We start from the raw sequence: 15,697 nt of genomic DNA, 5'->3' as shown, positions 1-15,697 counted from the left end.
ACCCTAGGCTTCGATCAATGCCACTCGCAATAGATCGGGTGACATGAATGTTTCCGGAGGGTTGCGGATGTCCAGGGCCAGCCGGCGGCCGCGCCTCGTGGACGTCGCCGAACACGCAGCTGTCTCGCTGGCGACCGCCTCCCGGGCCCTCGCCGGCCGCGCGGGGGTCAGCGCCGAGGTGGCCGACCGGATCCGCCAGATCGCCCGCGAGCTGGGCTACGTGGCCAACCCGTACGCCCGCACCCTGGCCGGAGGAGCCACCTCCACCGTGGGTCTGATCGTCCACCAGGTCGACGACCCGTACTTCGCCGAGATCGCCGCCGGGGTCATCCAGCTCGCCGCCGAGCAGGGGCTGCTGGTGCAGATCTGCCAGTCCGGCCGCGACCCCGACTACGAGCTGCACCAGCTGCGCCACCTGATCGCCCAACGGGTCGGCATCGTCCTGATCAGCGGTTCCGGCTACGACGACCCACGGATGGAGAGCGCGGCCCGCGCCGAGCTGGCCGCGTTCCAGGACCACGGCGGCCGGGCCGCGGCCATCGGCCGACACGCGCTCGGCGTCGACGCCGTCCTGCCGGACAACGAGGCCGGTGGCCACGCCCTCGCCCAGCACCTGATGGATCTCGGCCACCGACGGATCGCGGTCGCCGCGGGCAGCGCCGGCCTCACCACCGTCGCCGACCGGCTGGCCGGGGTCTCGGCGGCAGTGCGCCAGCGCGGCCGGTCCCCCGTCGACCTCGCCGTCGTGCACAGCGCCTTCACCCGCGACGGTGGGCGCGCCGCCGCCGAGCGGATCCTCAACGAGCATCCGGAGACGACGGCGATCATCGCGCTCAACGACGTGATGGCCATGGGCGTGCTGTCCACACTGCGGTCCCGCCGGGTGCCGGTGCCCGCGCGGATGTCAGTGGTCGGCTTCGACGACGTCTCCGTGGCCGCCGACCTCGCACCCAGCCTCACCACCATCCGGCTGCCGATGACCGAGATGGGCCGCACGGCACTGACCCTCGCGCTCAAGCCCCGCACGACCCGCCCCCGCCGCCGCCCCACCGGGCACCTGCTGGTCGTCCGCGACTCGACCGGGCCCGCACCGACGAGCTGACCGCAATGCCGCACCGCGACGGCCGGACGTCTGGCACGGTCGAGGGGTCCACCCCGTGACCGGATCAGGAGAGTCAATGGCCGAGAACGCCGTACGCCACCGGACCGTCGACGTCGACGGCATCGCGATCTTCTACCGCGAGGCCGGTCCCGTCGACGCGCCGGTCGTGCTGCTGCCGCACGGGTACCCGTCGTCATCGTTCCAGTTCCGCCACCTGCTGCCCGCGCTGGCCGACCGGTGGCACGTCATCGCGCCCGACTGCCCGGGCTTCGGTTACAGCGCGCTGCCCGACCCCGACCGGTTCGCGTACACCTTCGACGCCCACGCTCACCTGCTCCAGCGCTTCGTCGACACGCTGGGGCTGACCCGCTACGTGATCTACCTGCAGGACTACGGCAGCCAGTTCGGGCTGCGCCTGGCGATGGCCGCCCCGCAGCGGGTCGCCGGCCTGGTCATCCAGAACGGCGACATCTACCCCGACCAGCACGGGCCCAAGTACGAGCCGCTGAAGCGGTTCTGGCGCGACCCGACCGACGAGGGCCGAGCGGAGTTGGCCACGGCGATCAGCGAGGACGGCTTTCGCGGCGAGTTCCTGGGCGAACTGCCGGACCGGCTGACCGACCGGGTGAGCCCGGACCTGTGGCGGCTCTCCGGCGCGCTGGTCACCGATCCGCGGCGGCGCGACGCCTGGCTGCGACTCCTCGCCGACCAGGGCAGCACCGTCGCCTGGTTCCCGCGCCAGCAGGAGTACCTGCGGACCCACCGGCCGCCCACACTGATCGTGTGGGGGCCGCACGACGGCTACATGCCCGAAGGCGCGGCCCGCGCCTACCTGCGGGACCTGCCCGACGCGGACCTGCACCTGCTCGACGGCGGCCACTGGCTGCTCGAGACGCACCTCGACGAGGTCGTCCGGCTGGTCCGCGACTTCCTCAACCGGCTCCAGCCGTGACAGACGCCCCGCCGATCAGACCGCCAGGGCGGCCCGGACCTCCCGCTCCGCCGTGACACCCCCGTCGCCGTGCGAGGTGACCCGGCCGGACTCCAGCACGTGGTAACGGTCCGCCACCCGCAACGCGAAACCCAGGTGCTGCTCGACGAGGAGCACACTGAACCCGGCCTGCCGGGTCAACTCGACGATCCGCTCCTGGATCTCCGCGACCACCGACGGCTGGATGCCCTCGGTCGGCTCGTCGAGCATCAACAGCCGGGGCCGGGTGATCAGGGCACGGGCGATGGCCAACTGCTGACGCTGACCGCCGGAGAGCAGCCCGGCCCGACGCCGCAGCAGCGGGCGCAGCGCCGGGAACAGATCCAGCACCTCCGCCGTGGCCACCGCCCCGTCGCGCCGGCCGTCGGCGACCAACCGCAGGTTCTCCGCGGCGGTCAGGTGCGGGAAGCACTGCTGGCCCTGCGGGACGGACGCCATCCCCCGCGCCACCCGCTCGTGCGGCCCGGCGCGGGTGACGTCCGCACCGTCCAACTCGACGGTGCCGGCGCTCGGACGCAGCAGGCCGGCCGCGACCCGCAGCAGTGTGCTCTTGCCGGCGCCGTTGTGCCCGAGCACCGCGGCCACCCCGTCGGGCGGGACGGCCAGGTCGACCCCGTGCAGCACCCGAGAACGCCCGTACCCGGCGTGCACCCCGCGCAGCGTCAGCATCATGCCTCCCGGCCGGTGCGGGCCGACCCGGCGTCGACCGGGTGGCCAAGGTAGACCTCCTGCACGCGCGGGTCCGCCTGGACCTGCGCCACGGTGCCCTCGCTGAGCACCCGCCCGGCGTGCAGCACCGTGACGCTGCGCGCGAACCGGCGCAGGAAGTCCATGTCGTGCTCGATCACGACGACAGTGCGGTCCCGGCTCACCGTCTCCAACAGGGCGCCGGTGGCGTCGCGTTCCTCGTGGCTCATGCCGGCGACCGGTTCGTCCAGCAGCAACAGCCGGGCGTCCTGCACCAGCAACATGCCGATCTCCAGCCACTGCTTCTGGCCGTGCGCGAGGGTCCCGGCGAGATGCCCGGCGCGCCCGGCCAGCCCGATGGTCTCCAGCGCCGCGGCCACCTCGTCGGGGACACCACGGCGACGCCGGGCCAGCGTCGCCCAGCTGCGCCGGGCCCCGGCGGCGATGTCGAGGTTCTGCAACACCGACAGCTCCTCGAAGACCGTCGAGGTCTGGAACGTCCGCCCGATGCCGAGCCGGCTGATCCGGTGCACCGGGCGACCCAGCAGCTCCTCGGCACCGAAGCGGACCGAGCCGGTGGCCCGGACCAGGCCGGTGATCGCGTCGACCAGTGTGGTCTTGCCGGCCCCGTTCGGCCCGATCAGGAACCTGATGTCCCCGGCGGGCACCTCCAGGCTGACCCCGTCGACGGCGGTGAAACCGTCGAAGCTGACCCGCACGTCGCGGACGGACAACCCGTCCAACCGTTCCCCGCTCGTGCCGTGCCGGTCGGGCATGCGCTCACGGCCCTCGCTGCGCTCGGTGCGTTCACTCATGCCGCAGGCACCTCCGTCCGTTCGGCGCGTCGTCGGGCCGCCGGCAACCACCCGCGCCGCACCGGCCGCGCGCCGACGTCACGGCGGCGAGCCAGCGCCCACAGCGACGCCAGGCCGCCGGGAAGGAACGCCACCACCACCACGAAGAGCAACCCCTGCAGGTACGTCCAGGTGCCCGGGAACCGCTCGGACAGGGCGGTCCGCGCCCAGGCCACCGCCACCGCACCGAGCACCGGCCCGAGCAGTGTGGCCCGGCCACCCACAGCGACGCCGATGACGAACTCGATCGACGGGACGATGCCGATCAGCGCCGGCGAGATGATGCCCACCGCCGGCACGAACAGCGCACCGGCCAGCCCGGCCATGCCGGCCGCGACCACGTACGCCACCAGCTTGACCGACGCCGGGTCGTAGCCCAGGAAGCGGACCCGTTCCTCACCGTCGCGGACCGCCACCAGCAGCTCGCCGTAGCGGCTGTGGATGAGCTGCCGGGTCAGCGCGAGCAACGCCAGCAGCGTCCCGGCGATGATGAAGTACACCATCCGCTGGTTGACCGGGTCGTCCAGGTCGTAGCCGAAGAAGCCCTTGATGTCGGTGAGCCCGTTGGTGCCGCCGGTGGTGCCCTGCTGACCGATCAGCAGGATCACCATCGCGGCGGCGAGCGCCTGGCTGAGGATGGCGAAGTACGCGCCGCGCACCCGGCGGCGGAACACCAGTGAGCCGAGCCCGAAGGCGACAGCCATCGGCAGCAGCACCGTGGCGGGCAGCGCGAACCACGGGCTGGCGAACGGCCGCCACCACAGCGGCAGCTCGTCGAGCTGCCCGTACAGCTGCATGAAGTCGGGCATCCCACCCGGGCCCGCGTCGGCGAGCTTGAGGTGCATGGCCATCGCGTAGCCGCCCAGGCCGAAGAAGACGCCCTGGCCCAGGGTGAGCATCCCACCCCGGCCCCAGGCGATCCCGATGCCGACCGCGACCATGGCGACGCAGAGGTACTTGGCGAGCAGCGCCAGCCGGAAGTCCGACAGCACCAGCGGGGCGACGGCGAAGAGCAGCGCCGCGCCGAAGGCGAACCCGGCCGCCGTCCGCAGCCGCGAGCGCCGTCCCGGCGGGTTCGGTGGTGCGGCGCCGGCGGGGGCCGGTGCGACGGCGGTGCTGGGCGGCGCGGGGGTGACGGCGGTCATGCGAGGCTCCTGGTCCGCAGCGTGAACAGGCCCTGTGGTCGCCACTGGAGGAACGCGACGATCGCCACGAACACGATCACCTTGGCGACGCTGAGGGTGGTCAGGTACTCCCCAGTGGCCTGGAGCACACCGAGGGCGAAGGCGACCATCACACTGCCCTTGAGCTGGCCGATCCCGCCGACCACGACGACCAGGAAGGCGTCGATGATCAGGTTGGTGCCCATGGTCGGGCCGATCGGGCCGAGCAGGGTGAGCGCCACCCCGGCCACCCCGGCCAGGCCGGAGCCGAGGAAGAAGGTGGTCCGGTCGACCCGGGAGGTGGCGATGCCGGACACGGCGGCGAGGTCGCGGTTCTGCACCACCGCGCGGATCCGACGCCCGAGCGGGGTGAGTCGCAGCGCCAGTGTGAGCGCCGCGACGGCGGCCAACGCCAGGGCCAGGATGAACAGCCGGTTGTTGGCGATGGTCAGCCCGCCGGGCAGCGCCACGTTGCCGGTGAGCAGTTCGGGCGCGCGGGTCTGCACGTTCGGGCTGCCGAAGACGTCGCGGGCCAGCTGCTGCAGCATCAGTGACACCCCCCAGGTGACCAGCAGGGTGTCCAGCGGTCGGGCGTAGAGCCGGCGGATGAGCAGCACCTCCAGCAGGACACCCATGGCGCCGGCGACCACGAACGCCACCGGCAGCGCGACCACCAGCGACAGGCCGGCGCCGGTGATGCTCTGCTGCAGGACGTAGGTGGTGTACGCGCCGGCCATGATGAACTCACCGTGCGCCATGTTGATCACGTTCATCTGGCCGAAGGTCAGCGCGAGGCCGAGCGCGATGAGCAGCAGCACCGCGCCGATGCTGATGCCGGTGAAGAGTTGACCGAAGAGGACTGTCACGGTGGGTACTCCGTACTGCTGGTCGGGTGACCCGGGCGGGGCGCGTCGCCGCGCGGCCCGCCCGGGCCGGCGTCGTCAGCTCAGGCCGCTCGCCCACGGGTAGGTCTTGAGGTACGGATCCGGCGCGACCGGCTTGCCGGAGTTCCACACCTCGGTAATCAGACCGTCCGCGCCGATCTTGCCGATCCGGGCGGTCTTGGCGATGTGCTGCGTCTTGCCGTCGACGGTGACCAGACCCTCCGGCGCGTCGAAGGTGATGCCGTCCGAGGCGGAGCGGACCTTCTCCACGTCGAAGGCGCCGGCCTTCTCGACCATCGCCTTCCACAGGTGGACCCCGACGTACGCGGCCTCCATCGGGTCACTGGTCGGTTTGTCCGCGCCGTACTTCGCCTTGTACGCGGCCACGAACTTCGAGTTCGCCGCGCCCGGGGTGGTCTGGTAGTAGTTCCAGGCCGTCAGTTGGCCCTCCAGGTACTGGGTGCCGATGCTCTTGACCTCTTCCTCGGCGATCGACACCGACACCACCGGCATGGCGGCGGCGGTCAGCCCCGCGGACTTGTATTCCTTGAAGAAGGCCACATTGCTGTCACCGTTGAGCGTGTTGAACACCGCGTCCGCGCCGGACGATTTGACCTTGTTGACGATGGTGCCGAACTCGGTGGAGCCCAGCGGCGCGTAATCCTCGCCCAGCACGGCCATCCCGTTCGCGGTCGCGTACGCCTTGATGATTTTGTTCGCGGTACGGGGAAACACGTAGTCGCTGCCGACCAGATAGACCGACTTCGCGCCCTGCGCCTTGAGGTAGTCGAGCCCCGGAACGATCTGCTGATTGGTCGTCGCTCCGGTGTAGAAGATGTAGGGCGACTGCTCCAGACCCTCATACTGCACGGGGTAGAACAGCAACGCCTTGTTCTTCTCGAAGACCGGTTTGACCGCCTTGCGGCTGGCCGAGGTCCAACAGCCGAAGACGGCGGCCACCCGGTCCTCGGAGATGAGCTTCTCGGCCTTCTCGGCGAAGGTGGGCCAGTCGGAGGCGCCGTCCTCACCGACCGGCTGGATCTTCTTGCCGAGGACACCGCCGGCCGCGTTGATCTCCTCGACGGCGAGCATGATGGCGTCGCGAACGGTGACCTCGCTGATCGCCATGGTGCCGGAGAGCGAGTTGAGCAGGCCCACCTTGACGGTGTCGCCGGAGACGTCGGCGCTGACGCCGGTGGCGCCGCCCTCGTCGGTGGTCTTGCTGCCGCACGCGGTCATCGCGGCCGCGGCGACCACTGTCATGGCACCCGCCAGGATGCGGCGGCCCCGGAATAATGACATCTACTCTCCCTGCGGTGCACTCAGGTGACGTTAAGGACGGTCGGTGCGGTCCGATGGAGCTGACGTGGGCGATGCCGAGGTCGACGGGTGGACGCCGTGCGGGGCACCGGATCGGATATGGGCAGGGAAAGCGTCGACCGGCATGATTGCGCGGGTGTTTCCCGGTCCTTAATTGACTGTTTCCGAGGGGCCCGTCAGGCGCGCACGAAAAACGGCCGACACCGTGGGGAGGAAACGGTGTCGGCCGTTGGGAAAGACGCGAGATAAGTGCCACCACAATGGTGGACGGAAGAATCCGCCGACGGTGGGCGCACAATGGTGACAGCTGACCGCCCGGCCAGATCCTTCACGCAGGAAGCATCTTAGGGCGGGATCGGGTGGCGCTGTCAAGGCCCGCTGGGCCGACTCCCGACGCCCGGTTCAGAGTTGGGCGAGCACTGTGAAGTCCAACCCGTCCGCCTCGGCCAGGTAGATGCGCTGACGCACATGCCGCTGACGCAGCCGCAGCCGTCCACGCGGCCCGTGGTAGGCGACCGTGTCGGCGGCCGTCTCGATGGCCCGCACGTCGAGGGTGCGGGCCTGACCGATCAGCGCGGCGAGCAGCATGACACCCTCGTAACAGGACTCCCCCAGGCTGCCCAGCGGTGGCGCCTCCACCCCGAAACGCCTGGCGAACTCGCCGTGGAAGTCGAGGTTCTCCGGGGTCACCAGCCCGGCGAAGAAGCCGGCCGTGCTGTACAACCTCCGGGTCGCGCCGGCACCGCTGGCCAGCAGCATGTTCTCGTCCATCAGGGTGCTCAGCCGCAGGCAGCGCTGATCCAGGCCGGATCGGGCGAACGCGCGGTTGAACCGCACCGCGTCGGCACCGACCAGCAGCATCAACACCGCGTCCGCGTCACTGTGCTCGATGCGGCGCAACACCTCGGTGAAGTCGTGCGCGTCCAACGGCAGGAAGTGCCGGCCCACCACCTGCCCTCCGCCGCGCAGCGCGTACCGCTGGGCCGCCCGCGAGGTACGACGCGGCCAGACGTAGTCGTTGCCCACCACGAACCAGCGACGCACCCCCTGCTCCCCGGCGAGCAGCCGCATCGCGGGCCACAGTTGGGCATCCGGTGTCTCGCTGGTCAGGAAGACCCCTTCGGTACGCTCACCGCCCTCGTAGAGTGCGGTGTAGACGTACGGCACCCGGTGCGCCACGCGGGGCGCCAACGCCTGGCGCACCGAGGAGATGTGCCACCCGGTCACCCCCTGCACGGCCCCCACCGACACCAACGCCTCGACCTCGGCAGCCACCTCGGCCGGCGGTGCGCCACCGTCGACCGGCACCAGCCGCACCTCCCGGCCCAGCACGCCACCACACCGGTTGATCTCCTCCACCGCGAGTTGCGCGCAGAGCTCGCAGGTGGGGCCGAACATGCCGGCCGGCCCGCGCATCGGGTAGACCAGCGCGATGCTGACCACGGCACGGTCGACGGTCAGCCACGGCGGTGCCGGCGCGGACATGAGCACATGATTGCCCGGCCCCCGACGGAAGACCAGCGCTCACCACTGGCCGGGACGACTCGCTACCATGACACTGCCACCGGACCAGGGAGTTTCATGTCAGACGTGCCCGGGGCGCCAGCCGACCTGCTGCGCTCGCTCACCCGCGCCGAACGGCTGCTCTCCCGCCGGTTGGGCGCTGTGCTGGCCGACGACGGGCTGAGCATCGAGGCCTGGCGGGTGCTCTGCCTGCTCTCCGACGGCCAGGGTCACCCGATGAGCGAGGTGTCCGCCGAGGCGTCGCTGCCGCCGGGCACCCTCACCAAGCTGGTCGACCAGCTCGTCGACCGCAATCTCGTCTTCCGCCGGATCGATCCGGTCGACCGCCGTCGGATCCGGGCGTACCTGAGCGATCGAGGCCGCCGCGAGCACGCCCGCCTGGACGAGCGGGTCCGCGCGAGCCTCGCCGAGTTGGGAGTGCCGCACGCCGCCGACCTGGCGAGCCAGCTCGACGACCTGATCGGCCGTCTCGCCCCGGCTCCACAGCGGGAGCACGTTCACGCGTCCGGCCGCCACCGCTGACCTCTGGCCGGCGCACCGACCAACCCTGGGCGAGCCGCCCGTCTCGCCCTGCTCCCGACGCGAACGCCACCCCGCCGCGAGCGTGATGTCTGTGAGTCATCACGATGACTCACAGACATCACGCTCTCCGCAGTGTCCGCTTCCGAAACGGCCGGGGCGCCAGGAGGACCGACAGGGCTTCCTAGCCAGTGAGCTGGGCGCGCAGGGTGTGCGCGTCGGGGGCGGTGGCGGTCCAGAGCGTCGCCGGTCCGCCGGCCAACGGCAGCCGGGCGACACCGCTCTCGACCGTCGGCGGGTCGACGGGTCGCGACGGGTCGACCACCAGCAGCGACCCGGTGGCCGGGGCGCCGCCGAGCACCGCCGGGCCGGCCCAGCCCGGCGCGTGCGGTCCCACCGCGAGGGACTGGCGCAGCAGTGGTCGACCCGCGTAGTCCACGTGGGTGTGCACCACGGCGCCGCCGGGCGTCTCGCCGTACCGGCCGCAGATCAGCTCGTCGCGCCAGCGCAGGCTCGCACCGGCTGCCAGCTCGACTCGGGACTCGGCGAGATGCGCGCAGCCGGCCGCCGCGACCAGCTGTTCCGGAAGCCAGTGCAGCGTGGCACCGGCGTGTACCACCGCCCGCACCGCCATCCGGGACACGGCACCCGAGCGGCCCGGCAGGGCGATGGACGCGGCGACGCTGTGCACCCGGACCGCCGCTCCCGGGCCCACCTCGATCTCCAGGCGCAGATCGTCGCCCGCGAGCGGTCCGGCCGCCCCGCCGACGAGGTGCACAGTGGCGACACCACCGTCGGTCGGGGTCTGGCGCAGCAGCAACGGCGTTTCGCCGCGCAGCTCGACCACTGCTGTGCCGCCCCGATCGTCGGCCCGGGCGACGAGCCGGGCGAGTGCTCGCATCAGGCCGGGCCGACCGGCGCGGTGAGCGGGTGCAGGTCGGCGTGGTGGGCCAGCTCGTGCCGGATCCACTCCGCGACCGCTGACGCCGTGGGATCTCCCACGATGGACAGGAAGAGGGTCGGGAGGTCGCCGCGCCGGGCTCGCGCGTCACGGTCCATGACCGCGAGGTCGGCACCCACCAGCGGTGCCAGGTCGGTCTTGTTGATCACGAGGAGGTCGGCGGCGGTGACCCCCGGCCCACCCTTGCGGGGCACCTTGTCCCCGCCCGCCACGTCGACCACGAAGATCTGCCGGTCGACGAGCCCTCGACTGAAGGTCGCGGTCAGGTTGTCCCCACCGCTCTCCACGAGGACCAGGTCCAACGGGCCGACCGTCTCGGCCAGTTCGTCGACGGCGTCCAGGTTGGCGCCGATGTCGTCGCGGATCGCCGTGTGCGGGCAGCAGCCGGTCTCCACCGCCCGGATCCGGGCGGGGTCCAGCACCCCGGCCCGCCGGAGGAAATCGGCGTCCTCGGTCGTGTAGATGTCGTTTGTCACCACGCCGAGCCGCAACTCGTCGGCGAAGGCCCGGCAGAGGGCGGCCACCAGGGCCGTCTTGCCGGAACCGACCGGGCCGCCGATGCCGACCCGCAGGGCACGGCCGGCGCGCGCCAACGGCGGGTGGGGGTCCACCCCCGGCTCCGGGTGGGTGTGCGGAACGGTCTCGTCGTGGGGTGGGGCGGCCGGCGGCGTGGTCGGGTCGACGGCGGGCACAGCGTTCGGCACAACGGTGTCAGGACGCAAAGAGACGCACCTCCCAGGTGGCATGGATTTCGGCATGGATGTCGGCGAGTGGAGCGGCGGCGGCCGGCAGCCGCTCCGGTGGGCCGTCGGCGGCCCGTGCCGCGTCGGCAGCGGTGCCGTCGCAGGCGTCGGCCAGACCGACCAGCAGGGCCTGGACCCGGTACGGGTCGAGGCCGAGCAGACGTACGCCGGCACTGGCCGCCCCGGTGACCGTCCCGTACGCGGCGATCGTGGCGGTCTCGACGCGGGACAGCCCGGCCGCGGCGCAGAGCAGACCCAGCACCAGCGGTTGGTGTGCGCCACCGGGCGTCGCGGGCAGATCCGCGAACGGGGCGTCCGGCCAGATGGCCCGGCCGGCCCGCAGCAGAGCCCGGCCCTGTCGGCGCGAGACCGCCCGCAGCGCCGGTGCTGCGGTACGCGCGTCCAGCTCCGCGTCGAGCCGGGCCAGCGCCTGCGACCTGACGGCGGGTCCAGTCAGGACACCCGAGCGGGTTGGGTGCGCCGAGCCGACGGTCTCGGGCACCGCCGTCCGGTGCGCGGCGGCCGCGAACGCGGCGCCGACCAGACCGGCGGTGGCCAACCGTCCGGCCAGGAACGCCTCCAACGTGACCAGGTCGGTGACCCGGCCGGCGGCGACGGCCGCCTCCAGACCACCGGAGTGCGCGTGCGCCCCCGCCGGGAACCGCCCGTCGGCCAACAGCAACAGCAGGCTCGGCGTCGCCATCAGAACAGGAAGTACCGCTGGGCCATCGGCAGCCGGGTCACCGGGTCCGGCTCCACCACCTGCCCGTCGATCCGCACGGTGAAGGTGTCCGGGTCCACCTCGATGCGCGGCATCGCGTTGTTCTCCGGCAGGTCGGCCTTGCCCCGCGACCGCACGTCGCTCACCGGCACCACCCGGCGGCGTACGTCCAGGCGGAGCCCGGCGTCCACTGCCGCCGGAGCCACGAAGGCCAGGCTGGTAGCGGCCGCCGCCGCGCCGTACGCCCCGAACATCGGCCGGGGCAGCATCGGCTGGGGTGTCGGGATCGAGGCGTTCGCGTCACCCATCTGGGCGTACGCGATCATGCCGCCCTTGAGCACCAGGTGCGGTCGGACGCCGAAGAACGCCGGATCCCAGAGCACCAGGTCGGCGAGCTTGCCCGGCTCGACCGAGCCGATCTCCCGTTCCAGCCCGTTGGCCATCGCCGCGCAGATGGTGTACTTCGCCACGTACCGTCGGGCCCGGTGATTGTCGGCGGCCCCGTCACCCGGCAGCGCGCCGACCCGGTCCTTCATCACGTGGGCGCTCTGCCAGGTCCGGGTGATCACCTCGCCGACCCGGCCCATCGCCTGCGCGTCGGAACCGATGATCGAGATCGCGCCGAGGTCGTGCAGCAGGTCCTCGGCGGCCATCGTGGATGGTCGGATCCGGCTCTCGGCGAAGGCCAGGTCCTCCGGCACGGACGGGTTGAGATGGTGGCAGACCATCAACATGTCCAGGTGCTCGGCCAGGGTGTTCGCGGTGTACGGCCGGGTCGGGTTGGTCGACGACGGCAACACGTTCGGTTCGCTGGCCACGGTGATGATGTCCGGCGCGTGCCCGCCACCGGCGCCCTCGGTGTGGTACGAGTGGATCGCCCGTCCACCGATCGCCCGCAGGGTGTCGGCGACGAACCCGGCCTCGTTGAGCGTGTCGGTGTGGATCGACACCTGCACCCCGGACGCGTCCGCCACCCGCAGGCACGCGTCGATCGCCGCAGGTGTGGTGCCCCAGTCCTCGTGCAGCTTGAAACCACCCGCACCGGCCCGCAACTGTTCCCACAGCGCCTCGTCGGAGACGGTGTTGCCTTTGCCGAGCAGCAGCACGTTGACCGGCATCGTGTCCAGCGCCTCGTGCATCCGGGCCAGATGCCAGGCGTTCGGGGTGACAGTTGTCGCGCGGGTCCCCTCGGCCGGCCCGGTACCGCCGCCGACCAGCGTGGTGACGCCGCTGGCCAGCGCCTCGGTGACGATCTGCGGGCAGATGAAGTGCACGTGGGTGTCGACAGCGCCGGCGGTGAGGATCCGCCCGTTGCCCGCGATCACCTCGGTCGACGGGCCGATGACCAGGTCGGGGTGCACGCCGGGCATGGTGTCCGGGTTGCCGGCCCGACCGAGCGCCACGATGCGCCCGTCGCGCAGCCCCACGTCGGCCTTGACCACGCCCCAGTGGTCGAGCACCACAGCGCCGGTGATGACGGTGTCCAGGGCCCCCTCGGCCCGGGTGGCCCGGGACTGCCCCATCGACTCGCGGATCACCTTCCCGCCGCCGAACACCGCCTCGTCGCCGCCCACGCAGTGGTCGGTCTCCACCTCGATCAGCAGGTTCGTGTCGGCCAGCCGGATCCGGTCACCGGTCGTCGGCCCGTACAGGTCGATGTAACGCTCCCGCCGCACGGCGCTCACCGCGGCGACCCGTCGGCCGTCGGGGTGTCGAGCGGTCCGGCGCACTCGCCCCGCAGGCCGGGCACGACGCGCGCGCCTCCCAGCGGGACGAGGTCGACGCTGCGGCTGATGCCCGGTTCGAACCGGACCGAGGTGCCGGCCGGCACGGCGAGGCGCTGCCCCCACGCCGCGCCCCTGTCGAACGACAGCGCCGGGTTGGCCTCGGCGAAGTGGTAGTGCGAGCCGACCTGCACCGGGCGGTCGGCGGTGTTGACCACGAGCAGTGTGGTCACCGGGCGACCCACGTTGATCTCGACCGGGTCGGTCGCCGGCAGGATCTCCCCGGGGATCACGGGATCGGGTGGTGCACCGTCACCAACTTGGTGCCGTCCGGGAACGTCGCTTCCACCTGCACCTCCCTCAGCAACTCGGGGATGCCGTCCTGGACGTCGTCGCGGCCGAGCACCGCCCGGCCGGCCGACATCAGGTCGACCACCGACCGCCCGTCGCGGGCCCCTTCGAGGAGGAACGCGGTGATCACCGCGACGGCTTCGGGATAGTTGAGGCGCAGGCCGCGTTCGCGGCGGGCGCGGGCGACATCGGCTGCGACGTGGACGAGCAGGCGGTCCTGCTCGTGCGGGCTGAGGAACACGGGGCTCTCCCGGTGGGTCGGCGTGCCCCGGCTCGCCGTCGGCTCCACGCGGAGCCACCCCGGGCGGACCCGGGGACGAGCTGGGAGTCACACGACCGCCGGGGCACCGCCGCCGGGGCGACCCGGGACTCCACCATCCCGGCCCGCACGACGGGCAACCGGCGGTGTCGGGTCGGTTGCGGACCGCACCGCCCACCGCTGAGCCGACCGTAGAGGATCGCCACCGACCGAGGCAACAGCCCACCGGATCACACCGGACGCCGACGCGTATTCCCGTGAAGCGGTCGGCAGGGCATGATCGCCGGATGACGGCGACGAGGGGTACGCGGGCACTGCTCGGTGTTCTGTTCCTGGCGGCGGCCACGATCGGGGCGTGGGTCCTGTGGTTGGGCTGGGACACCCGGTACACGGTCGACGCGCAGACCGGCGCGAGCAGCGGCCCGTACGAGCCGTGGCAGGTGATCGGCTGTGTGTTGACGCTCGTCCTGCTGGCCGGGCTCGCCGGGACGCGGCTCAGCCCGTGGCTGGTGGCGCCGGTGATGACCGTGGCGTTCACAGCGGTCTGGTCGTGGCGGGCCGCCGGGACCGACGACAGCGGGCTGTGGGTGGTAGGCGGAATTCTGGTGCTGGTCGGGATGGCGGTCGGCAGCACGCTGGTGAGCCTCGCCGGGCGGCGGATCGGCCGACGGATGGCCCGCCGACCCGCCTAGCCGCGGCGGCGGTGCCGTCGGCCGGGTCAGCGAGCCCCGACGGGTACCGGCGCGGGCGAGCCGGCGAACGGGATGTCGACGTGGCTCGCCGCGCTCCGCGCGCCGTCGGGGTGCCGCCACAGCCCGCGGTCGCGCAGGATCGGCAGCACCCCCTCGCCGAACCAGTACGCCTCCTCCAGGTGCGGATAGCCGGAGAGGATGAACTCGTCGATGCCGAGCGCGTGGTACTCCGCGATCCGATCAGCGACTTCGGCATGGCTGCCCACCAGCGCGGTACCGGCCCCGCCACGGACCAGCCCGACCCCCGCCCACAGATTGGGGGCGACCTCCAGCCCGTCGCGGGAGCCACCGTGCAGGTCGAGCATCCGGCGCTGCCCCTCGGACTCGCTGCGGCGCAGCCCGTCCTGGACCGCCCGGATGTCGGCCTCGGCGATGCCGTCGAGCAGGCGACGGGCCTGCGCCCACGCCTCGTCGGCGGTGTCGCGGGCGATGACGTGCAGCCGGATGCCGAAGCGCAGTTCCCGCCCGACGTCGGCGGCCAGCGACCGGACCCGGTGCAGCTTCTCGGCGACCTGGGCCGGCGGCTCGCCCCAGGTGAGGTAGACGTCGCTGTGCCGTACCGCCACGGGCAGGGCTGCGGCCGACGAGCCGCCGAAGTAGACCGGCGGGGCCGGGTCGGGCAACCGGTGCAGCCGCGCCTGCTCGACGCGCAGGTGGCTGCCCGCGTGGTCCACCGTCTCCCCCCGCCACAGCGCGCGGACGACGTGCAGGAACTCGTCGGCCCGCGCGTACCGGGCGTCCTTGTCCAGGAAGTCGCCGTAGGCCCGCTGCTCCGATGACTCGCCGCCGGTGACCACGTTGAGCAGCAGGCGACCCCGGGACAGCCGCTGGAACGTGGAGGCCATCTGGGCGGCGAGGGTGGGTGAGGTCAGGCCGGGCCGGAAGGCCACCAGGAACCTGAGGCGTTCGGTGACCTCGGTGAGCATCGCCGTGGACAGCCAGGCGTCCTCGCACCACGCGCCGGTGGGGGTGAGCGCGCCGACGAAGCCGAGTTGCTCGGCGCTGCGGGCGATCTGTCCGAGGTACGCCACGCTGGCCGGGCGGGCGCCTCCGGCGGCACCGGTCGGTACGCCGTGCCCGCCGCCGACGATGTCGCGGCTGTCGCCGTTGGTGGGCAGGAACCAGTGGAAGGTGAGGGTCAT

17 protein-coding genes are annotated in these 15,697 nt (G+C 72.4%); 4 read left to right on the top strand and 13 right to left on the bottom strand.

Annotation, left to right across the window (positions count from 1 at the left end):
• The first annotated feature begins 67 nt into the window (after positions 1-67).
• Positions 68-1,102: a LacI family DNA-binding transcriptional regulator gene (locus IF22_RS0123475; RefSeq protein ID WP_030335470.1), complete on the top strand. Its 1,035-nt coding sequence runs from the start codon at positions 68-70 to the stop codon at positions 1,100-1,102.
• A 76-nt stretch (positions 1,103-1,178) separates the two neighbouring features.
• The gene (locus IF22_RS0123470) at positions 1,179-2,054 is read left to right on the top strand and encodes an alpha/beta fold hydrolase (protein ID WP_030335469.1); all 876 of its coding nucleotides are present in this window, start codon (positions 1,179-1,181) and stop codon (positions 2,052-2,054) included.
• A 15-nt stretch (positions 2,055-2,069) separates the two neighbouring features.
• Here IF22_RS0123470 and IF22_RS0123465 read toward each other — a convergent pair whose 3' ends face one another.
• The 6 genes from IF22_RS0123465 to IF22_RS0123440 form a co-directional block, all read right to left on the bottom strand.
• On the bottom strand, positions 2,070-2,762 hold the full coding sequence (locus IF22_RS0123465; RefSeq protein ID WP_030335467.1) for an ATP-binding cassette domain-containing protein: 693 nt from the start codon (positions 2,760-2,762) through the stop codon (positions 2,070-2,072).
• Positions 2,762-3,595, bottom strand: a complete 834-nt coding sequence (gene urtD, locus IF22_RS0123460) for an urea ABC transporter ATP-binding protein UrtD (RefSeq protein ID WP_245233716.1) — start codon at positions 3,593-3,595, stop codon at positions 2,762-2,764. Before urtD ends, IF22_RS0123465 begins: the two co-directional genes overlap by 1 nt.
• On the bottom strand, positions 3,592-4,779 hold the full coding sequence (gene urtC / locus IF22_RS0123455) for an urea ABC transporter permease subunit UrtC (RefSeq protein WP_030335464.1): 1,188 nt from the start codon (positions 4,777-4,779) through the stop codon (positions 3,592-3,594). Before urtC ends, urtD begins: the two co-directional genes overlap by 4 nt.
• Positions 4,776-5,663: an urea ABC transporter permease subunit UrtB gene (gene urtB, locus IF22_RS0123450; RefSeq protein ID WP_030335462.1), complete on the bottom strand. Its 888-nt coding sequence runs from the start codon at positions 5,661-5,663 to the stop codon at positions 4,776-4,778. The genes urtC and urtB overlap by 4 nt, the downstream gene beginning before the upstream one ends.
• 75 nt (positions 5,664-5,738) lie before the next feature.
• Positions 5,739-6,983 (bottom strand): urea ABC transporter substrate-binding protein, encoded by a 1,245-nt coding sequence (gene urtA / locus IF22_RS0123445; protein ID WP_030335461.1) that lies wholly within the window; start codon positions 6,981-6,983, stop codon positions 5,739-5,741.
• A 420-nt stretch (positions 6,984-7,403) separates the two neighbouring features.
• Positions 7,404-8,486 (bottom strand): substrate-binding domain-containing protein, encoded by a 1,083-nt coding sequence (locus tag IF22_RS0123440; RefSeq protein WP_030335459.1) that lies wholly within the window; start codon positions 8,484-8,486, stop codon positions 7,404-7,406.
• 96 nt (positions 8,487-8,582) lie between these two features.
• Here IF22_RS0123440 and IF22_RS0123435 point away from each other — a divergent pair, with 96 nt between their 5' ends.
• Complete coding sequence (locus IF22_RS0123435) at positions 8,583-9,047, top strand: MarR family winged helix-turn-helix transcriptional regulator (RefSeq protein WP_030335457.1); 465 nt, start codon at positions 8,583-8,585, stop codon at positions 9,045-9,047.
• 181 nt (positions 9,048-9,228) lie between these two features.
• Here IF22_RS0123435 and IF22_RS0123430 read toward each other — a convergent pair whose 3' ends face one another.
• The 6 genes from IF22_RS0123430 to IF22_RS0123405 are packed head-to-tail and all read right to left on the bottom strand — an operon-like array spanning position 9,229 to position 13,785.
• Positions 9,229-9,945: an urease accessory protein UreD gene (locus tag IF22_RS0123430; RefSeq protein WP_036412142.1), complete on the bottom strand. Its 717-nt coding sequence runs from the start codon at positions 9,943-9,945 to the stop codon at positions 9,229-9,231.
• A complete protein-coding gene (ureG, locus tag IF22_RS0123425; RefSeq protein ID WP_245233715.1) occupies positions 9,945-10,727 on the bottom strand; it encodes an urease accessory protein UreG in 783 nt (260 codons plus the stop codon). Before ureG ends, IF22_RS0123430 begins: the two co-directional genes overlap by 1 nt.
• Positions 10,717-11,451 carry an urease accessory protein UreF gene (locus tag IF22_RS0123420; protein WP_030335450.1) on the bottom strand — a complete coding sequence of 245 codons (735 nt, stop codon included), beginning with the start codon at positions 11,449-11,451 and terminating at the stop codon, positions 10,717-10,719. The genes ureG and IF22_RS0123420 overlap by 11 nt, the downstream gene beginning before the upstream one ends.
• Entirely contained in the window at positions 11,451-13,154 is a 1,704-nt protein-coding gene (locus IF22_RS0123415) for an urease subunit alpha (RefSeq protein ID WP_030335448.1), read from the bottom strand. Before IF22_RS0123415 ends, IF22_RS0123420 begins: the two co-directional genes overlap by 1 nt.
• Positions 13,151-13,486 (bottom strand): urease subunit beta, encoded by a 336-nt coding sequence (locus tag IF22_RS0123410; protein WP_030335446.1) that lies wholly within the window; start codon positions 13,484-13,486, stop codon positions 13,151-13,153. The genes IF22_RS0123415 and IF22_RS0123410 overlap by 4 nt, the downstream gene beginning before the upstream one ends.
• Positions 13,483-13,785: an urease subunit gamma gene (locus IF22_RS0123405; protein ID WP_030335444.1), complete on the bottom strand. Its 303-nt coding sequence runs from the start codon at positions 13,783-13,785 to the stop codon at positions 13,483-13,485. Before IF22_RS0123405 ends, IF22_RS0123410 begins: the two co-directional genes overlap by 4 nt.
• A 305-nt stretch (positions 13,786-14,090) precedes the next feature.
• Here IF22_RS0123405 and IF22_RS0123400 point away from each other — a divergent pair, with 305 nt between their 5' ends.
• Positions 14,091-14,495 carry a hypothetical protein gene (locus IF22_RS0123400; protein ID WP_030335442.1) on the top strand — a complete coding sequence of 135 codons (405 nt, stop codon included), beginning with the start codon at positions 14,091-14,093 and terminating at the stop codon, positions 14,493-14,495.
• Between the two features lie 26 nt (positions 14,496-14,521).
• Here the strand turns inward: IF22_RS0123400 and IF22_RS0123395 are convergent, their stop codons facing one another.
• Positions 14,522-15,697 carry an LLM class flavin-dependent oxidoreductase gene (locus IF22_RS0123395; RefSeq protein ID WP_030335440.1) on the bottom strand — a complete coding sequence of 392 codons (1,176 nt, stop codon included), beginning with the start codon at positions 15,695-15,697 and terminating at the stop codon, positions 14,522-14,524.

This window comes from Micromonospora parva (assembly GCF_000718515.1).
Lineage (GTDB): Bacteria > Actinomycetota > Actinomycetes > Mycobacteriales > Micromonosporaceae > Micromonospora > Micromonospora parva.
Note: the sequence above shows the minus strand (reverse complement) of the source record. Positions and strands in the feature narration are given on the sequence as shown.